The organism is Bariatricus sp. HCP28S3_D3 (assembly GCF_052065755.1).
Taxonomy (GTDB): domain Bacteria; phylum Bacillota; class Clostridia; order Lachnospirales; family Lachnospiraceae; genus Allocoprococcus.
This window is the reverse complement of the sequence record NZ_JBQHTK010000002.1, coordinates 240,688-256,985: the sequence shown is the minus strand read 5'-3', so window position 1 is coordinate 256,985 and position 16,298 is coordinate 240,688. Positions and strand designations below refer to the sequence as shown.

The window sequence follows — 16,298 nt, the reverse complement described above, 5'->3', positions numbered from 1 at the left end:
CCAAATATACCGAAAACTACGGTAGAAACTTATAAATAGCAACAAAAAGCAAAAAAGGGACGTTCGATGCCAGGGCTTTTGACCCCAGCATCGTGGCAAAAGAAACGTCCCTACAGAAATATATTAAACAAATATCCGACAATAATAATGCCGCCCGTACAAATTCCAACAAATAATCCTAATAATTTCGGTTTTATCGCTTTTTTAAGCATAATAATTGAGGGCAGACTCAGTGTCGTAACCGCCATCATAAAACTGAGAATTGTCCCAAGCTGAGCTCCTTTTGCCAGTAATGCCTCCGCAACCGGGATGGTTCCAAAGATGTCCGCATACATTGGAACTCCAACTATAACAGCCAGAATGACTGCAAATGGATTGTTATTACCAAGAACAGTCTGAATGATATGTTCCGGTATCCAGTTATGGATTATTGCACCGACTCCAACACCTATAAGAATGTACGGAAATACTTTTCGGAACGTGCCTGTCATCTGGTCTTTTGCATAAATCAAACGATCCGTAATTGTTAAATCAGGCAATTCAATATCTACTCCACTTGCACTCCGAATAAATTCTTCCACATATTTCTCCATGTGCATTTTTTCAATTAATGTACCGCCAAGAACAGCAATAATCAATCCCACAACCACATAGGCAACCGCAACTTTTGCTCCAAAAATACTCATAAGAAGTACGAGGCTTCCCAGATCGACCATCGGTGAGGAGATTAAAAATGAAAAAGTAACTCCCAAAGGAAGTCCTGCACTTGTAAAACCAATAAATAACGGAATTGAAGAACAGGAACAAAATGGTGTAACTGTTCCGAGAAGAGCCGCAATCATATTTGCCCATATTCCATGAAACTGCCCGAGAATTTTCCTGCTTCGTTCCGGTGGAAAATAACTTTGGATATAAGAAATTATAAATATCAAAAAACATAATAATACAGTAATCTTAATGATATCATAGATGAAAAACAGTATGCTGCCACCTATCCTTGTTGAAACATCCACTCCTATCGCAGATAAACCATTCCGAATTACCACATTCAGCCATTTCATTCCTAAGATCTGATTCTGAATAAACAGACCTATCGATTTTAAAACTTCCATCTTTTTTCTCCTCACATTCACGCATTCGAATTTTTCTATTTATTATGTATTTTTTAACCGGCATAAAGCCGGTTATAATCTATTTATTACAATCACAATCTACAATTTTCTGAAATTCATCCGGCACCATTAATTTGCCTATCACTTTATAAATTTCATTCATTTTTTCCAGATTCAAAGAATAATGCATCCACTTTCCTTCTTTTCGGGAATTTACAACACCAGCATCACATAGCTGTTTCATATCATGTGATAAAGTCGGCTGTGTAATGTGAAATTCTTCCTGTATTTTACACGCACATAATTCTCCATTCGATAACATATCAATAATCTTAAGTCTCTTTGGATCAGAAAAAACTTTAAATATTTTTGAATACTGTATATAATCTATCTCCATAATGTTTTCCCTTTCGCCAACACATTGAACATCTTCTATGTATTATTAATAATATTACTTATATAACCATTTGTCAATACAAATATAGAATATCTTCAATTTGATATTGACTCATTATTAATCAAGGCATATAATAACATATAGAAGAAATTCTATAAATATACAAGAGGTAATACAATTTGGAACAGAGCTATAAAGATTTGGGTAAGATTTTAAAAGCCATTTCAGATCCTAAACGTCTAAAAATTGTTGATATGCTGTCATGTGGTGAATTGTGTGCATGCCGAATTCTGGAAGCATTCCATATCACCCAGCCCACCTTATCTCATGATATGAGAGTTTTAATCGAAGCAAATGTCGTAATTGATCGCAGAGATGGAAAAAATACTTACTACTCGCTGAACAAAGAACAGTTGGATTCATTTTATCAGAGTCTTGGACGTGTTTTTTCTGATAAACCTGACTGTATATGCCATCAGAGCAGTCATTGTAATTGCAATTGTGATTGCAATTGAGACCGATGCTATTTTTAATGCAATAATCAGCATCGGTTTTCATATAAACAACAAATAGAATAATTTCTATAATTCAATCAAAGGAGGAACACATATATGACTCATAAGCCCAAAGTTGCTTTTGTATGCGTTCATAAAAAGTCCTTGCACTGAAAAATCAATTGCTGGATGAGGAGGTATAAAATCATAATAAAAGAAGAAAAAAATACAGGTATTAATTTTTTCCAACGCTACCTGACAGTGTGGGTGTTCCTTTGTATGATCGTAGGTGTCCTTCTAGGACATTTTGCCCCTGCACTTCCTGCATTTTCAAACAAATTTGAATATGCAAGAATTTCTATTCCAATGGCTGTGCTAATCTGGGTTATGATCTATCCCATGATGCTGAAAGTAGATTTTCGGAGTATACAAAACGTCGGTAAAAACCCAAAAGGTCTGTTTGTCACATGGATTATCAACTGGCTGATCAAACCATTTACAATGTATGGATTTGCATTTTTATTTTATCCGATTCACGTTATTATCATGTAGAACATGTCACAACCAGAGCACGAATGGATTCCTTACTTATGGCCCGTATTGACCAGATTCTGGAAGAACGAAACGGGCGGATTACGAATCATGAGCTTGCACAGATTCTTAATTATGATGGCTCATACATCGGAAGAATAGTGAAAAAAGCAACAGGAAAAAGCCTTTTTAAATACAGTATGACCTTTACCATGGCTGCCGCTGAAACCGTGTTATGCAGTACCCAAATGAGTATCTCACAAATTACAGAGAAACTGCATTTCTCCAACCGGGCACATTTCTATAAGGTTTTCGACCAGTATTATCATATGACTCCCAAACAGTATCGGGAAAAACTACGAAACAAAACCCTTGACATCTAAAAAGCCATATACGGACTTTTATTCCTGTACATGGCTTTTCAATCTTTCATCACTTTTATTTTTCACATAAATCTATCATGGTGATTTTTACATTATATGTTTTCTTTTCTCCAGGACTCAGGAATTTCAACATTCCGGCTTTTCTCATTACATCGCGACCGTCCGGGTAACAGTTGCCGCATTCCAGACCAAGCACATAATCTCTGACTCCCATCATCTTCCATTCCACAAACCCGTCCAGTTCCGTTGCGTCAAAAGAAATACTCAGTCCTATTCCCAGTTTCGGCTGAAAGATAGAAGCTCTTCCTGCCTCATCTGCAAACTTATGATAATAACAGCGTTCCTGATATCCGACTGTCGGTTTCTCCATATGCATCCAATTTTCTATGTCCTCTGCGGCATGATCATCCCTTGGCAGTACCTCTGCCGCTGGTATTTTCACAATGCTGTCTTCGTCCAGCAATGGATATCCCATATTCATGTGATACAGAATCTCAACAGGCTCTATTTTATCTCCTGTATTGCAGATCGTATCACAGATCTCGAAGGAATTTTCCCTAGTAGAAACCTGAATTTTACGTTCCATCCGGAGTTTTCTGCCAAAAATGGTCTCATCTTTTACTGCGGTATGAATAACAAGACCGGCTTCGTCTTCGGTCCAGTAGGCCTGCTCACAGGGCTGATTACCGATAGAACCATGGAGTGGAAGTTCTTCTCCTTCATCCATGCATGGAGAGCCCACTGCCTGTAGTCCGCAAGTGGTAAGAAAGCCAGCCGTAAAGGTCTTCAGCCAGTTTACTCCGATACTGTCATAATAAGCCGGTGCTGCATATCCGCAAGGAGACAGGTAGCTCATATTGATTCCCTTAAAACGCAATCTGGTAATATCACCGCATCTGTCAGGCGAAATAGTGAGCATAAGCCCCTTTCCATTATTCACTTCAAAGAGACGCATACCGTCACCTTTTCCCCCTATAAGACGATGTTCTTCTACTCCATACAACTGTGTGTCATGTCCTATATATGGATTCATTTTCTCTTCACCTTTCCCGGACAGACTGTACCACTACATGAGTGGTCTGACTGCCTGATATACATTTTGATATTTTTCATAGATTCTCATATACTTTTCATGCATTGCCGGTCTTGGTTCATAAGTTTTAATTTCTTCCACCATATGAAACGCGGCATCCTGCAAATCGTGAAAAAGTCCTATCGCAATTCCAGTAAGCATAGCACTTCCTACCGTTCCTGCATCTACAGTTTTCAATGCAACCATAGGCACATTCAGCATATCTGCCTTCATCTGCATCCATTCTTCAGAATGGGCTCCACCGCCGGTGGCGTGGATTTTTTCAAACCGGATTCCTGAACCCTGAAGTGCTTGCATATTCAGATACATTTCATAGACAACGCCTTCCATACAACCGCGGTAAATATCAGCTGTCGTCGTTGCCGTTGTAAGCCCCAAAACAGCCCCTTTAGAACCGGTATCCATATAAGGGGTTGCAGCGCCTGCAAAATGAGGCAGCACCAGAAGCCCGCTTGGAATCGCTTCTTTCTGAGACGCATAAGCCTGTTCCAGATACTCATTGACAGAAATCCCCTGTTCTTTCGCCAACTGCATTTCTTTTTTTGCCAGTGTCTCCGTACACCACTGCATCAGGGCTCCCCCAGTGTAGGAAAATGCATATGCTACATATTTTCCCGGTATCACGTAAGGCACTACAGAAAAATATCCTTGATACATCACGTCGATGTCTGGTATCTGATCATACACCGGAGTAAGGCATTCTACTGTTCCGGCCCCATCCACGGCTACAGAGCCATCAAAAGCACCTGCTCCTACAGCTGCTGATACCTGATCGTGACTCACAGAAACTACTTTTGTATCCCCGCAAAGTCCCGTCTTTTGTACTGCTGCCAGACTGATCGTCCCGGCAACAGTTCCGGTCGATACCGGCTTTGCCATCAGCCCCATATCAATTCCTGCCGCCTCAAATATTTCTCGACTCCAGCAGAGGTTTCGGATATCAAATGCCATCGTTCTGGTGGCAAGGGAATAATCAATCTGTGCATTTCCCGTCAGATGATAGACCACATAATCTTCCATCAAAAAAATCTTACGGGCAGAAGAATATACCTCCGGCTGATTCTTCTTGATCCACATAATTTTGGAAATGCTGTACATTTCATGCGGACGGAGACCGGTAATATTCGCAATCTCCCGCTCTCCAAGCTTTTCAGCCAGCTCCCGGCACTCTTCCTTTCCCCTCGGATCCGTATAAAGCATGGCCGGGTGAAGCGGTTCTCCCGTCTCATCCACACAGACAAAAGTCTCTCCAAAACTGGTAACACCGATCCCCGCAATATCCGGGTATTTTTCCGCCATCTCCCGAATGGAAGCATAGACCCCGTCCATCACAGCAGAAATGTCAATTTCATGCCCTCCAACCGTCCGCTTTACCGGATAGTCCCGATATGCCTTGTCCAGATATTTCCCATTCTCATCAAAGACCGTACATTTGCAGCCTGTCGTGCCGATATCCAATCCTGCAATTTTCATGCCACATTCCTCCTAATCGATATCTACCCATTCATATCCAAGATAGGTGGTAAATGCCTCTTTTAAGATTTCTTTCATGTGACCAACACCTACCGAAGTGTGATGTTTGAAACCTCCCCTTGCAAGTTTAATCAGCTTATTCTGCAAATCCGGAATTTCATAAACACCGCCGCAGCCGAAGAATGCATCTTCAATCGGATCATCTGTAAACTGCGCCTCACTTGCATACACAATAATTTTACCGTCCTTGGTCTGGCAGTTAGAGATAGTAGTTGGGAATGCCTTAATTCTTCCTTCGTTACATCCCCATCCGGAACCCGGATCACTTTTTGCAAACATCTTATGCTCAGTAACTGTTCCTTTTTCCGTCATTAAGCTTTGGGCAACTGGTCCGCAGTGGAATAAGATCACCTTATTCTCATCATCACCATAGTTATTATTCCAATCCAGTACAGCGGTCGGCTCTTCGCTTGCAAGATTCATGGCACGCATGGTCAGCGCGGAACACATATCAATCTCACAGGAAGCAACAATACCTCTGTCATTTAATTCACTTAACAGGACACACGGACATACCCTCATATAGGTCTCCATCTCATTCCAGCAGCGCAAAGTCAGGGCATCCAGATGGTATTCATCAATATATTCATCAATTACAACAGATATTTTTGCAAGCATTAGTTTATTGGCTTCCGGCACTCTTGTAAAATCTGTGTAATTCTCCAGAACTTTGATTTTTTCCGCAACTGCCGCATCGTCGTCTGCCTTATGCTCTACCTTATAGATCAACTCGGAGAGATCAAAGGATTCCACATTGATTCCGTATTTCTGTAACGTGATTTCATCGAAACGAACGGTCTTAAACGCAGTCGTTCTTGCTCCGATGCATCCCACATTGAATCGTTTCATTCCATTTACCACACGACAGATTGCCGCGAAGTCTCTTAAATTCTGTGCAAATGCTTTCGATAACGGATGTACGACATGCGGCTTCATAACAGTAAAAGGTACGTTATACTGGGTAAATACATCTGTAACAGAGAATTTTCCGCAGTATGCATCTCTTCTGTGAGCAAAATCCATCTTACCAATTTCATCCGGATAAGCCTGCATCAGAATCGGAACCCCCGCATCCTGCAGTGCCGTGATTGCCCCGTTCTCATCTGCAAAAATCGGCATAGAAAAGATTACTCCATCATATTCTCCCTCATGTTCCTTTAACCATTTTGCATAGAGAAGTCCTTCATCTCTCGTTTCGATCCCGCCATACCTGGTCAGTTCCGCATCCATGGCAATGTAGTCATACCCCGCATCCGTGACAGCCTTAATCATATCTTCTCTTGCTCCGTAAATCAGTTCTCCCGGCATAAATCCACGGTTACAAAATGCTAGTGCAAATGTCATCTTTTTTCTCATTTTCGCTTCTCCTTTTTCTTAATCCATTAATGCAAACATTTTCATTGCTGCTTTTACATTTTCTTTCATTGCATCCCTTGCCGCCATGGACGCAGACGAGAAAAACAATGGTTCTCCTTCTTTTACGCTGTTTACATATTCCGCTACCGCATTACCACCGGACTTGTCCATATAAGTAAAATAGTTTACTTTCCTTGTCCCGGCTTCGATGGCTTTTCGATAATCCTCTCTGCTCACTCCGGATCCTCCATGCATTACAATCGGAATCTGTTCTGTCAGCGCACGTACATTTTTTACTACATCAAAATCCAGTTTCGGCTGTGTTAAGTAAATGCCGTGTGTTGTACCAAAAGAGCAGGCAAGCGCATCAATTCCTGTCTTTTCAACGAATACTTTCGCCTGATGCGGGTCTGTATAGATCTTGGTGTCATCGTTCTCACCACTGTCATCCCCAGCACCAGACTCTCTTCTTCCCATAGAGCCAAGCTCTGCCTCTACCGAAGCCCCTGTCTTAGTTGCCATGGCAACTGCTCTTTTTGTATTCTCCAGATTTTCTTCATAGGAAAGTGTGGATCCATCATACATAATTGATGTAAATCCCATATCAAGTGCCTGTTGCAAATATTCCAGGGTCTCACCATGATCCAGATGAACACATACCGGAACTTTGGATTTTTTCGCTACATTAACCATAATTGGTCCAATCATAGCAAGTGGAATCCACGGTTCGTGACACTGTGCAAACTGAATGATAACCGGTAAATCCAGTTCCTCCGCCGCTTCAATTACTGCTTGAAGCGCTTCGAGGTTTGGCGTATTAAAGGATCCAACAGCTATCTTTTTTTCCTCTGCAATCTTCATTACGTCGTTTAATGTTGCTAACATATTCGTTATCCTCCTTATCTTCTTAGTACTATAAATACTATCCTCTTTTTTTCTGTTTTTATATAGAAGTATGTTCTTTTTACTTTGAATTTGTTCGCAGATATGCTAGAATCAAAAAAAAGAATGGAGATTCAGTATGATATCAACTTTTGACATTACAAAGCTGAATGCTTTGTTAAAAGATTTTTATAACCTTACACAGATTCGTATCACAATATTTGACGAGAATTTTCATGAACTCGCTGCATATCCTGAAAATATTGCGCCTTTTTGCCAGATAATTCGCACGGATGAAGCTGGCAGAAATGAATGCCAGCATTGTGATGAAAATGCATGCAAAATTGCTGCTAAACGTCATTCATTATATACCTATCAGTGTCATGCAGGGTTAACAGAAAGCATCCGTCCGCTTTACATGGGAAATATCATCATCGGATATCTTCTTTTTGGTAATGTATTTGCATATGAGTCACACGAAATCGGTTGGAAAGAAATAAAGAAAAGATGTCAGATTTACAAAATCAATATGTCAGATTTACAAAAAGCCTGTTTCATGCAGCCACTCAAAACAGAGAGTTATATTACCTCCGCTTCTCATATTCTGGAAGCGGTTGCAGCATATTTGTGTCTGGAACGAATGGCCTCTCTTCGCAGTCAGAAGCTCCCTGTTCGAATTGATGAATATATTCAATCTCACTTTACAGAGGATATCGATGCCATGCAGATTGCACATGAATTTGGAATTGGAAAAACTCAGCTATATGAAATAGCAAGTCAGAATTACGGAACCGGGATTGCTGAGCATATTCGTAATCTTCGAATCCAAAAAGCAAAAAAAATGTTAATGGAATCCGAATTGCCTTTGGCAGAAATATCAGCACAATGTGGTTTTAAAGACTATAATTATTTTATTACCGTTTTTAAAAAGACAGTGGGTATTCCTCCCAAAAAATACAAAAATCTAACAACAAGTGAATAAACTAAGACTTTATGCATTTAACATATATTATCATACCCGCCATCATTACAAACATCACACTCAGAAATGGTACAGAACAACAGATACCCATATTTTGTGCCAGCACACCGAAAAATGCCGGTGTCAACATTATACTAAGATAGGAAGATGCCATTTGTATTCCAATCACTGACTGTGAGACCTCCGCACCAAATAATTTAGGAATTAGATATGTCATATTTGGAAAGATCGGTCCCAGACTGACACCTATAATCTGCCAGCTTGAATATTTTTTCTTCATCTGTTTGGGCTGTCTGGACTTTCTTCCACAACGGTAAAGTAATAATTGTAATAACTGCAATAGTCATTTGAATGAAAAAGACCGTACGATATCCCTTTCTCCAGTTCATATTCTCTGATAAAGCAAGTGACATCAGATATGGACTGAGAGAAACACCAATTCCATAAAACAATGCAGAAAACTCATCTGCATCGCATAATAGTGTAGTGCAACATAATTGTTTAATGCTGTATCAATGGAACCTGCTCCTATTCCCAACGGAATAGCACAAGACATAGCCACAAAAGATTATGCGAACATGAGAAACCAAATAAAGCAACCGCTGTTAAGCTTGTACTGATTGCTGTAATCTTTTCGGTTCCCAGCCTTGCTACTAACCTGACACTCAATAAACTGGAAATGACAGTTCCTCCTGAAATCAGCATAGATACTATGCTGACATAAGAAACCGGTAGATCCAGTTCTTCATAAATTGCCGGCCATGCCACTGGATCAACAAAAACAGAAATGACAGATTGCATTTGCCCGAATATTTTATTCTCCGGCACCCTGATTGCACCAATAACCAGCGATATTTACAACAAATATCTGTTGTCAGTTTTATATCATTCTGACCTTCCATATATTATTTTCACTCCGGATATTGAATGGCATCAGCATCTTTTAACAACACTGTTTCATATATACGCTTTTATCAAAATATGGGACGGAGGGATATCATCGGAAAAACCCAGACGATTTTTTACCCAAAGATAAGGTATTCTCAGATTGTTTTGAATTAGATGTATTACAGGATATGTGTCATATATTCATGTCATTATATTCGTACAAAGACGAACTGCCACGTACAGATATGACCAAAAACGAAATGACTTCCCAAATTCGTCTCAAAAAGATGCTTAAGTTCGTCCGGAAATGGTATTGCATCCTGATTTTTCATAAATCTCCTCCAGTTCTAAAATAAATCAATGTTTCCTTCAAAACAAACCGCGCCACAGCCAAGTTCTTTCGCTTTCTCAAAGGAGTAGTCTAACAAAATTTTTCCATATCCTTTTCTTTTCAGTTCAGGCGCAATACAGATTGGCCCCATCGCCATGATAGGAATCGTTCTGCCGTCATCTGCTTTGATATTTGCTCTCATAAACATGTTCTGCCCAATCAGCTTACCATCCTGCTCCGCATCGGCATGCTCCACCGGAGCATTTTCCTGTGTACTGAGGTACATAACAAAATCAAGTTCCTGAACAAACGCCGGATCGTTCCGGAGCTGATTCAGCACATAATGCTCATAACATCCCGGACGATATGCATTCCAGAAACTTTCTCTTACTAAGTTTTCTACTTCCCGATATTCTTCTTTTCTCTCTAAACGTATTAAAATATTGCTGGTGCTCATTTTTTCTTTATCCTTTTCGATTCTTTTTATTGATTTTTGCAATGTTTTTAAATTTTTGTTTTTTCTCAGCCAGATAACCTTGTGTATCTTCTGCATACCGATTCTCATTCATCAGCTTCTGCCAGGAGCGGAGCCGTTCAATCGGTAGTTCACCATGCTCTACTGCCTCCTGTACTGCACATCCCGGTTCGCTGCCTGAATGAGTACAATCACGGAAACGGCATTTAAGCGCCAATTTCTCGATATCTGAAAAAGTCTGATCGATTCCGTCTCCGGCATCCCACATTCCCAGTTCACGCATCCCCGGTGTATCAATCACCATACCGCCGGATGGCAGAAGAATCAGTTCACGATGGGTTGTCGTGTGCCGTCCTTTCTCATCATTCCTCAGTCCGTTTGTATCCAAATGCTTTTCACCCAGCAGGCAATTGATTAAAGTAGACTTTCCGACACCGGACGAACCGATCAATGCGATTGTCTTTTCTTCAGTAAGATACGGATAAATCTGCTCATAACCGTTTTGATCGATCGTGTTCGTCACTAAAACATCCACACTCGCTGCTGCAGAAGATACTTCGAACAGTTTTTGTTCCAGATCCTTGCACAGGTCTGATTTTGTCAACACAACAACCGGCATTGCTCCACTGTTCCATGCAATCGATACATAACGCTCCAGGCGCCGCAGATTAAAATCATTATTCAGAGACATACACAAGAATACAGTATCGATATTGGCAGCAACAATCTGCTCCTCATTTTTTTCACCGGCAGCTTTTCGGATAAAGCAACTTTTTCTTGGAAGAACATGGTGGATTACTGCATTTCCGCCGCTTTTGTTCCAGTCAGCCATAACGAAATCGCCCACCGCCGGATATTCTGATTTTGCCTGGACATCATAATGGAATCTGCCCGATATTTCTCCCCATTTTTCTCCCTGTGAAGATACCAGCCGATAGATTCCCTTTTCCTGTGAAATAACCCGCGAAACAATCAAATCTTCAAAACATTCCGCTGTTTTTTCAATCGTTTCAGACAGGCCGTATTGCTTCATATCTATCTCGTTTCTCATTGTATTCTCTCTCCCGGGTCTCTCCCATGACTCTGCATAAAATGTTCTGCATGATTACGGAGTATTGTGGCATAATCCTCATTTCCCCGTGTCCGATCAGACATACTGATAAGAAGAAAAAGCGGCGCATAATATTCTACCGCAAGCTGCCTGGGATTTTCCTCTTTCAATACTCCTTCCCGGATCAGCCCTCGAAATAAGTCTTCTATGTAGTCGACCGGTCCTGCTACGATACACTGACTGTAAAGTTCTGCCATTTCTTCATTGCGGTATTGCTCCAGTGTCAGCATCTTGCGAAAATCGCATGCGAAATCATCTTCCGTCCAGAAGAAAAACTGAGCAATGGTAAATTCAATCACATTTTCCACGGACTGATTCTCATATGCTTTCGGCTGGATTTCATATTTCTCTTGCGGTACTTCATATTTCCGCGCCCGTTCAGCATCAATTTGATACATCCTCTCAACGATACTGTCAAAAATATCACGTTTGTTTTTATAATGCTTATAGAGAGCTCCCTTCGTCATTCCCAATTCTCCTGCAATTGCGCTTACCGGTACAGCCTCATAACCATCCCTCGCAAACAGGTGAAGAGCAGTCATCAATATTCGTTCCCTTGTATCAGACATTTTTATTTTCTCCATTCAAAATGGTTCACTGAATCATTTTCTTATTCATGGCGATTAAGAAAACGGTCGTTTACCACAATTATAGTGAACGACCGTTTACTTGTCAAGATATTTCTCGATATACGTTGGCCAGAATACCAGCTCCATCATAAAAGTGCTTACATTTGAACTATTTTTCTGACAGTATTCGCTGTTCTTATCGTTAGCTTAGTTCCTATACCTGCACTTGCTGTCTTAGACCACCAATTCGTTTTTTGATAATCTTTACGACTAAAAGACCAGAATATAACTTCTTTATAACCTTCTATCTTTTCTAACCCTTTTTTAGGCTCTCCAATCTCACTGTATACATCAGAAGATTTAGCCGGAGGTATAATGAAAATCAGATTATCATAGATTTCTTTGTTGTCATTATCCCACCAGTCAGGTGCACTTTGTAAAATATCTTCAAGCATTTCTTTTGATATGACAAGAACAGCAATATCTAAATCAAACTGATTATGAATCATCATTTGAATTTGTGCTGTCATTTTCTCTGTATTATCTTCATTACTGGAAAAAATCACATTACCACTGTTCAAATATGTCTTAACTTCTTCAAATGCAAGTTTTTCAAAGCATTTCTTTAACTCAGACATTGGTACTTTATTTTTTCCACTTATATTGATGCCTCTTAGCAGGGCAACATACCTTTTCATAGTCTTACCTCCCCATTAACTTCTTCCCTCTTCGTTATCAACATAGATATCATCTCTATTTTTTTGTAGAAAGGACTTTCTGTCCGCAAGATATTCTTTCCGTAAAAGATGAATTGCAAGTTCCTCTGCCGACGCAGCAAATGCCAACATACATACTGCCCAACAATACCCTACACCTGACGAAACCAAAAGAATATAAGGCAACAGAAATACCGACGCACCGGTCAACTTATTCATCCATGTATGAATTGACGCAAAGCGATGATATTTGACTGCTGCTGTGATGTATGCTGCAAGACGTACAAGTATGATTGCCAATACTACATACCAGATTTCTCCCGGAAGTGTCCGGTACAAAATCGGGAAAAGACGAATCAGCAAAACACTGTAAAAGAACAAGTCAGAAATGCTGTCCAGTCTGGCACCGAATTCACTTGCCTTTCCTGATTTTCTTGCAATCCACCCATCTAATACATCCGTAATACCCGCAAATGTATAAATCACAACAAACAAAGTAGATGTAAGCGGAAGAAAAAACAAAAAAACAGTAGCTGCCATCCGCATGGTGGTAATTGTATCCGCCACATTCCATTTATGAGAGATTTTTAATTTATGGTACATAATCAAATTTCCTTTTACTAATGATTGAACCGGATTATCAGTAACCTGCCGCTTAGGATATTATTCCCCTGGACTTTACTTATATTATACCAAATAATCTTTATTCTCAATAGACTATTATTATATGTAAATGTGTCAATTTTCGGGATTGCAGATAGTTATCTTTTCTCAAAGAAAAAGCTCCGAAAACCTTATAACCACTAGAATCAAGTGTTTATAAAGCTTTCAGAGCCCTTAAAAAATCTGATTTAATTAGCCGTTGATCTGAGCTGCAACTTCTGCTGCGAAGTCTTCATTCTTCTTCTCAAGACCTTCTCCAGTCTCGAAACGAACGAACTTCTGAAGCTTGATTGTAGTTCCGTTAGCTTTTCCAACTTCTTCAAGGTATTTAGCAACAGACTGTTTTCCGTCTTCTGCTTTTACATATACCTGGTCTAACAGACAGATTTCTTTCATTTCTTTGTTGATACGTCCGTTGATCATTCCCTGAATAACCTTTTCCGGTTTCTGAGATTCTTTCGGATCGTTCATGATCTGAGCAAGAAGAATTTCTTTCTCATGTGCAAGATATTCAGCATCAACTTCTGCCTGGCTGACAAATTTTGCATTTAATGCTGCAACCTGCATTGCAACGTTCTTGAGTGCTTCTTTTACTGCATCGTTAACTACTGCTGTTTCAGCTACAACTAAAACACCGATTCTTCCGCCGCCGTGGATGTAGGATACAACTGCACCATTGTCGATAGATACTTTTTCAAATCTTCTGATGCTGAGTTTTTCTCCGATGATAGCGATCTTCTCTGTTAATGCATCATTTACAGTCTTGCTTGTGTCTTCATTCCAAGCTTCTGCCATGAATGCTTCCATCTCAGTGTTCTCGGTTGCTAATGCCTGGTTAACTACTGCTTTAACGAATGCCTGGAAATCAGCATTCTTAGCAACGAAGTCTGTCTCAGAGTTTACTTCAACGATTGCTGCTGTGTTATCACCCTGAACATCTGCCATTACGATACCTTCTGCTGCGATACGTCCGGCTTTCTTAACAGCTTTTGCTTCACCATTTTTTCTAAGGAATTCGATTGCTGCATCCATATCTCCGTTTGTTTCGCTCAGAGCTTTCTTGCAGTCCATCATTCCGGCGCCTGTCATTTCTCTTAATTCTTTTACCATGCTTGCTGTAATTGCCATGATTTTTTCCTCCAACTGATATATTCGTGTATCATCTGTTATATCAAATTTCTTATTCTTCTACTGCTTCTTCAGCCTCAGCTACTTCTACGTCTTCACCTTCGTAAACAACGTCTTCAGCTGCTCCCTGATTTGCTTCGATAACAGCGTCTGCCATCTTGGAAACGATCAGTTTTACGGCTCTGATAGCATCATCATTTCCTGGAATTACATAATCAAGTTCTTCCGGATCACAGTTTGTGTCTGCGATACCGATCAGCGGGATTCCCAGAGTGTGTGCTTCCTGAACGCAGATTCTTTCTTTCTTCGGGTCTACTACGAAGATTGCATCCGGGATGTTCTTCATTTCCTTGATACCGCCAAGGTTCTTTTCCAGTTTTTCCCATTCTTTCTTAAGAGCGATAACTTCTTTCTTCGGCAGTACGTCAAATGTTCCGTCTTCAGCCATTGTCTCGATCTCTTTCAGACGTTCGATTCTGCTCTGGATTGTCTTGAAGTTGGTAAGCATACCACCTAACCATCTTTCATTTACATAGAACATTCCGCAGCGTTCTGCTTCTGTCTTGATAGCATCCTGAGCCTGTTTCTTTGTTCCTACAAACAGGATCTTTCCGCCTTCAGCTGCGATATCAGCAACTGCCTGGTAAGCTTCATCTACTTTTCCAACGGATTTCTGTAAGTCGATAATGTAGATTCCGTTTCTTTCTGTGTAGATGTACTCAGCCATTTTAGGGTTCCATCTTCTGGTCTGATGTCCAAAATGAACACCTGCTTCTAAAAGTTGTTTCATTGAAATAACGCTCATGTTTCTTTCCTCCATTTGGTTTTTTACTTCCGTATGTTTAGGTCCCAAAACCGTGCATCTGATGCGTTGGCACCATTGGGATGAACCACATACGTGTTTTTTTGCAACGCTCAAATTATATCATAAAAGCCCTGCATCTGCAAGGCTTTTCTTTACTATTTTATTTGACTGTTTTCTGTGATATCATTTTCTTTTTCAGCAGCTACAAAAAAGCAGGTAGCCGAATAAAATACACAGCAGAGCAATAAGTATTCCCACGAAAATATTGGGAAGAAACATCATTATTATGATTCCGACCGCGATAAAAAACAGCGCAAATCCGATGATCCGTTTCATTTTATTTCCATCCCTGCTTCCGGTCTCTTTCTATATTGTATGTTATGTTTCCCGGGAGTATTCGTGACGGCCTGTTTATGCTTTCTTCTCAGCTTCTTTCTCAGCTCCGTCCAGGATATCCACCACATCCTCTTCGGTCATTTTGTCCGTTTTCGGTGCTTTCAGTCTGTCGATGACATCCGGAACCATATCGAGAATCTTGGTCATCGTATCCTGGTTCTTGATATTGACAAGACGGGTCGTTCCGTTCTGAATGACAAGCACGGCACACGGGGTCATCTTTCCGCCAAGTCCGCCGGCTCCCTTTTCTTTCTTATCCGCGTTAAATGCACCGGCGCCTACTGCAAAGGAAACGTCGACAAGCGGGAGAATGATTGTATCTCCGATATGGATCGCATCTCCTACTACCGTTTTGGAAGATACCACTCCATTCATTCCTTTGAATAAGGAATCCATTGTGTCCTTGAATCGATTTTCTTCTGCCATAATCTGTTCCTCCTGTTTTCTTTCTTC

19 protein-coding genes are annotated in these 16,298 nt (G+C 40.4%); 4 read left to right on the top strand and 15 right to left on the bottom strand.

The window, feature by feature from the left end:
- Nucleotides 1-110 precede the first annotated feature (110 nt).
- Together ACTNB3_RS03545 and ACTNB3_RS03540 are read right to left on the bottom strand one after the other, a co-directional pair.
- A complete protein-coding gene (locus ACTNB3_RS03545) occupies nucleotides 111-1,112 on the bottom strand; it encodes a permease (RefSeq protein WP_427806337.1) in 1,002 nt (333 codons plus the stop codon).
- Nucleotides 1,113-1,191: 79 nt separating this feature from the next.
- Complete coding sequence (locus ACTNB3_RS03540; RefSeq protein WP_427806338.1) at nucleotides 1,192-1,509, bottom strand: ArsR/SmtB family transcription factor; 318 nt, start codon at nucleotides 1,507-1,509, stop codon at nucleotides 1,192-1,194.
- A 179-nt stretch (nucleotides 1,510-1,688) separates the two neighbouring features.
- Here ACTNB3_RS03540 and ACTNB3_RS03535 point away from each other — a divergent pair, with 179 nt between their 5' ends.
- From ACTNB3_RS03535 to ACTNB3_RS03525, 3 genes are all read left to right on the top strand, one after another.
- On the top strand, nucleotides 1,689-2,024 hold the full coding sequence (locus ACTNB3_RS03535) for an ArsR/SmtB family transcription factor (RefSeq protein ID WP_427819252.1): 336 nt from the start codon (nucleotides 1,689-1,691) through the stop codon (nucleotides 2,022-2,024).
- A gap of 258 nt (nucleotides 2,025-2,282) precedes the next feature.
- On the top strand, nucleotides 2,283-2,555 hold the full coding sequence (locus ACTNB3_RS03530) for an arsenic resistance protein (protein ID WP_441024531.1): 273 nt from the start codon (nucleotides 2,283-2,285) through the stop codon (nucleotides 2,553-2,555).
- Nucleotides 2,556-2,578: 23 nt separating this feature from the next.
- The gene (locus tag ACTNB3_RS03525; protein ID WP_441024530.1) at nucleotides 2,579-2,917 is read left to right on the top strand and encodes a helix-turn-helix domain-containing protein; all 339 of its coding nucleotides are present in this window, start codon (nucleotides 2,579-2,581) and stop codon (nucleotides 2,915-2,917) included.
- A 55-nt stretch (nucleotides 2,918-2,972) separates the two neighbouring features.
- Here ACTNB3_RS03525 and ACTNB3_RS03520 read toward each other — a convergent pair whose 3' ends face one another.
- From ACTNB3_RS03520 to ACTNB3_RS03505, 4 genes are read right to left on the bottom strand one after another with little or no spacing between them, the layout of a single operon-like run.
- Nucleotides 2,973-3,950, bottom strand: coding sequence for an aldose 1-epimerase family protein (locus ACTNB3_RS03520; protein WP_427819246.1), 978 nt, complete (start codon nucleotides 3,948-3,950; stop codon nucleotides 2,973-2,975).
- Nucleotides 3,951-3,983: 33 nt separating this feature from the next.
- Nucleotides 3,984-5,483 (bottom strand): FGGY-family carbohydrate kinase, encoded by a 1,500-nt coding sequence (locus ACTNB3_RS03515; RefSeq protein WP_441024528.1) that lies wholly within the window; start codon nucleotides 5,481-5,483, stop codon nucleotides 3,984-3,986.
- 12 nt (nucleotides 5,484-5,495) lie between these two features.
- A complete protein-coding gene (locus tag ACTNB3_RS03510; protein WP_441024526.1) occupies nucleotides 5,496-6,899 on the bottom strand; it encodes an L-fucose/L-arabinose isomerase family protein in 1,404 nt (467 codons plus the stop codon).
- Nucleotides 6,900-6,917: 18 nt separating this feature from the next.
- Complete coding sequence (locus ACTNB3_RS03505; RefSeq protein ID WP_441024525.1) at nucleotides 6,918-7,784, bottom strand: class II fructose-bisphosphate aldolase; 867 nt, start codon at nucleotides 7,782-7,784, stop codon at nucleotides 6,918-6,920.
- A 136-nt stretch (nucleotides 7,785-7,920) separates the two neighbouring features.
- Between ACTNB3_RS03505 and ACTNB3_RS03500 the strand changes: the two genes are divergently transcribed.
- The gene (locus ACTNB3_RS03500; protein WP_441024524.1) at nucleotides 7,921-8,763 is read left to right on the top strand and encodes a PocR ligand-binding domain-containing protein; all 843 of its coding nucleotides are present in this window, start codon (nucleotides 7,921-7,923) and stop codon (nucleotides 8,761-8,763) included.
- Between the two features lie 528 nt (nucleotides 8,764-9,291).
- Here the strand turns inward: ACTNB3_RS03500 and ACTNB3_RS03495 are convergent.
- The 9 genes from ACTNB3_RS03495 to ACTNB3_RS03455 form a co-directional block, all read right to left on the bottom strand.
- Complete coding sequence (locus ACTNB3_RS03495; protein WP_441024522.1) at nucleotides 9,292-9,591, bottom strand: hypothetical protein; 300 nt, start codon at nucleotides 9,589-9,591, stop codon at nucleotides 9,292-9,294.
- Nucleotides 9,592-9,998: 407 nt separating this feature from the next.
- Entirely contained in the window at nucleotides 9,999-10,439 is a 441-nt protein-coding gene (locus ACTNB3_RS03490; RefSeq protein WP_441015997.1) for a GNAT family N-acetyltransferase, read from the bottom strand.
- 7 nt (nucleotides 10,440-10,446) lie between these two features.
- On the bottom strand, nucleotides 10,447-11,508 hold the full coding sequence (gene rsgA / locus ACTNB3_RS03485) for a ribosome small subunit-dependent GTPase A (RefSeq protein ID WP_441024520.1): 1,062 nt from the start codon (nucleotides 11,506-11,508) through the stop codon (nucleotides 10,447-10,449).
- Nucleotides 11,505-12,137, bottom strand: a complete 633-nt coding sequence (locus ACTNB3_RS03480) for a TetR/AcrR family transcriptional regulator (protein ID WP_427806348.1) — start codon at nucleotides 12,135-12,137, stop codon at nucleotides 11,505-11,507. Before ACTNB3_RS03480 ends, rsgA begins: the two co-directional genes overlap by 4 nt.
- 158 nt (nucleotides 12,138-12,295) lie before the next feature.
- On the bottom strand, nucleotides 12,296-12,835 hold the full coding sequence (locus tag ACTNB3_RS03475; RefSeq protein ID WP_427806349.1) for a DUF1697 domain-containing protein: 540 nt from the start codon (nucleotides 12,833-12,835) through the stop codon (nucleotides 12,296-12,298).
- A gap of 15 nt (nucleotides 12,836-12,850) precedes the next feature.
- On the bottom strand, nucleotides 12,851-13,456 hold the full coding sequence (locus tag ACTNB3_RS03470; RefSeq protein ID WP_427806350.1) for a CDP-alcohol phosphatidyltransferase family protein: 606 nt from the start codon (nucleotides 13,454-13,456) through the stop codon (nucleotides 12,851-12,853).
- A 252-nt stretch (nucleotides 13,457-13,708) separates the two neighbouring features.
- Nucleotides 13,709-14,644: a translation elongation factor Ts gene (gene tsf / locus ACTNB3_RS03465; RefSeq protein WP_427806351.1), complete on the bottom strand. Its 936-nt coding sequence runs from the start codon at nucleotides 14,642-14,644 to the stop codon at nucleotides 13,709-13,711.
- Between the two features lie 52 nt (nucleotides 14,645-14,696).
- A complete protein-coding gene (gene rpsB, locus ACTNB3_RS03460; RefSeq protein WP_441015988.1) occupies nucleotides 14,697-15,449 on the bottom strand; it encodes a 30S ribosomal protein S2 in 753 nt (250 codons plus the stop codon).
- A gap of 411 nt (nucleotides 15,450-15,860) precedes the next feature.
- Complete coding sequence (locus ACTNB3_RS03455; RefSeq protein WP_427806353.1) at nucleotides 15,861-16,271, bottom strand: GerW family sporulation protein; 411 nt, start codon at nucleotides 16,269-16,271, stop codon at nucleotides 15,861-15,863.
- Between the last annotated feature and the right edge of the window lie 27 nt (nucleotides 16,272-16,298).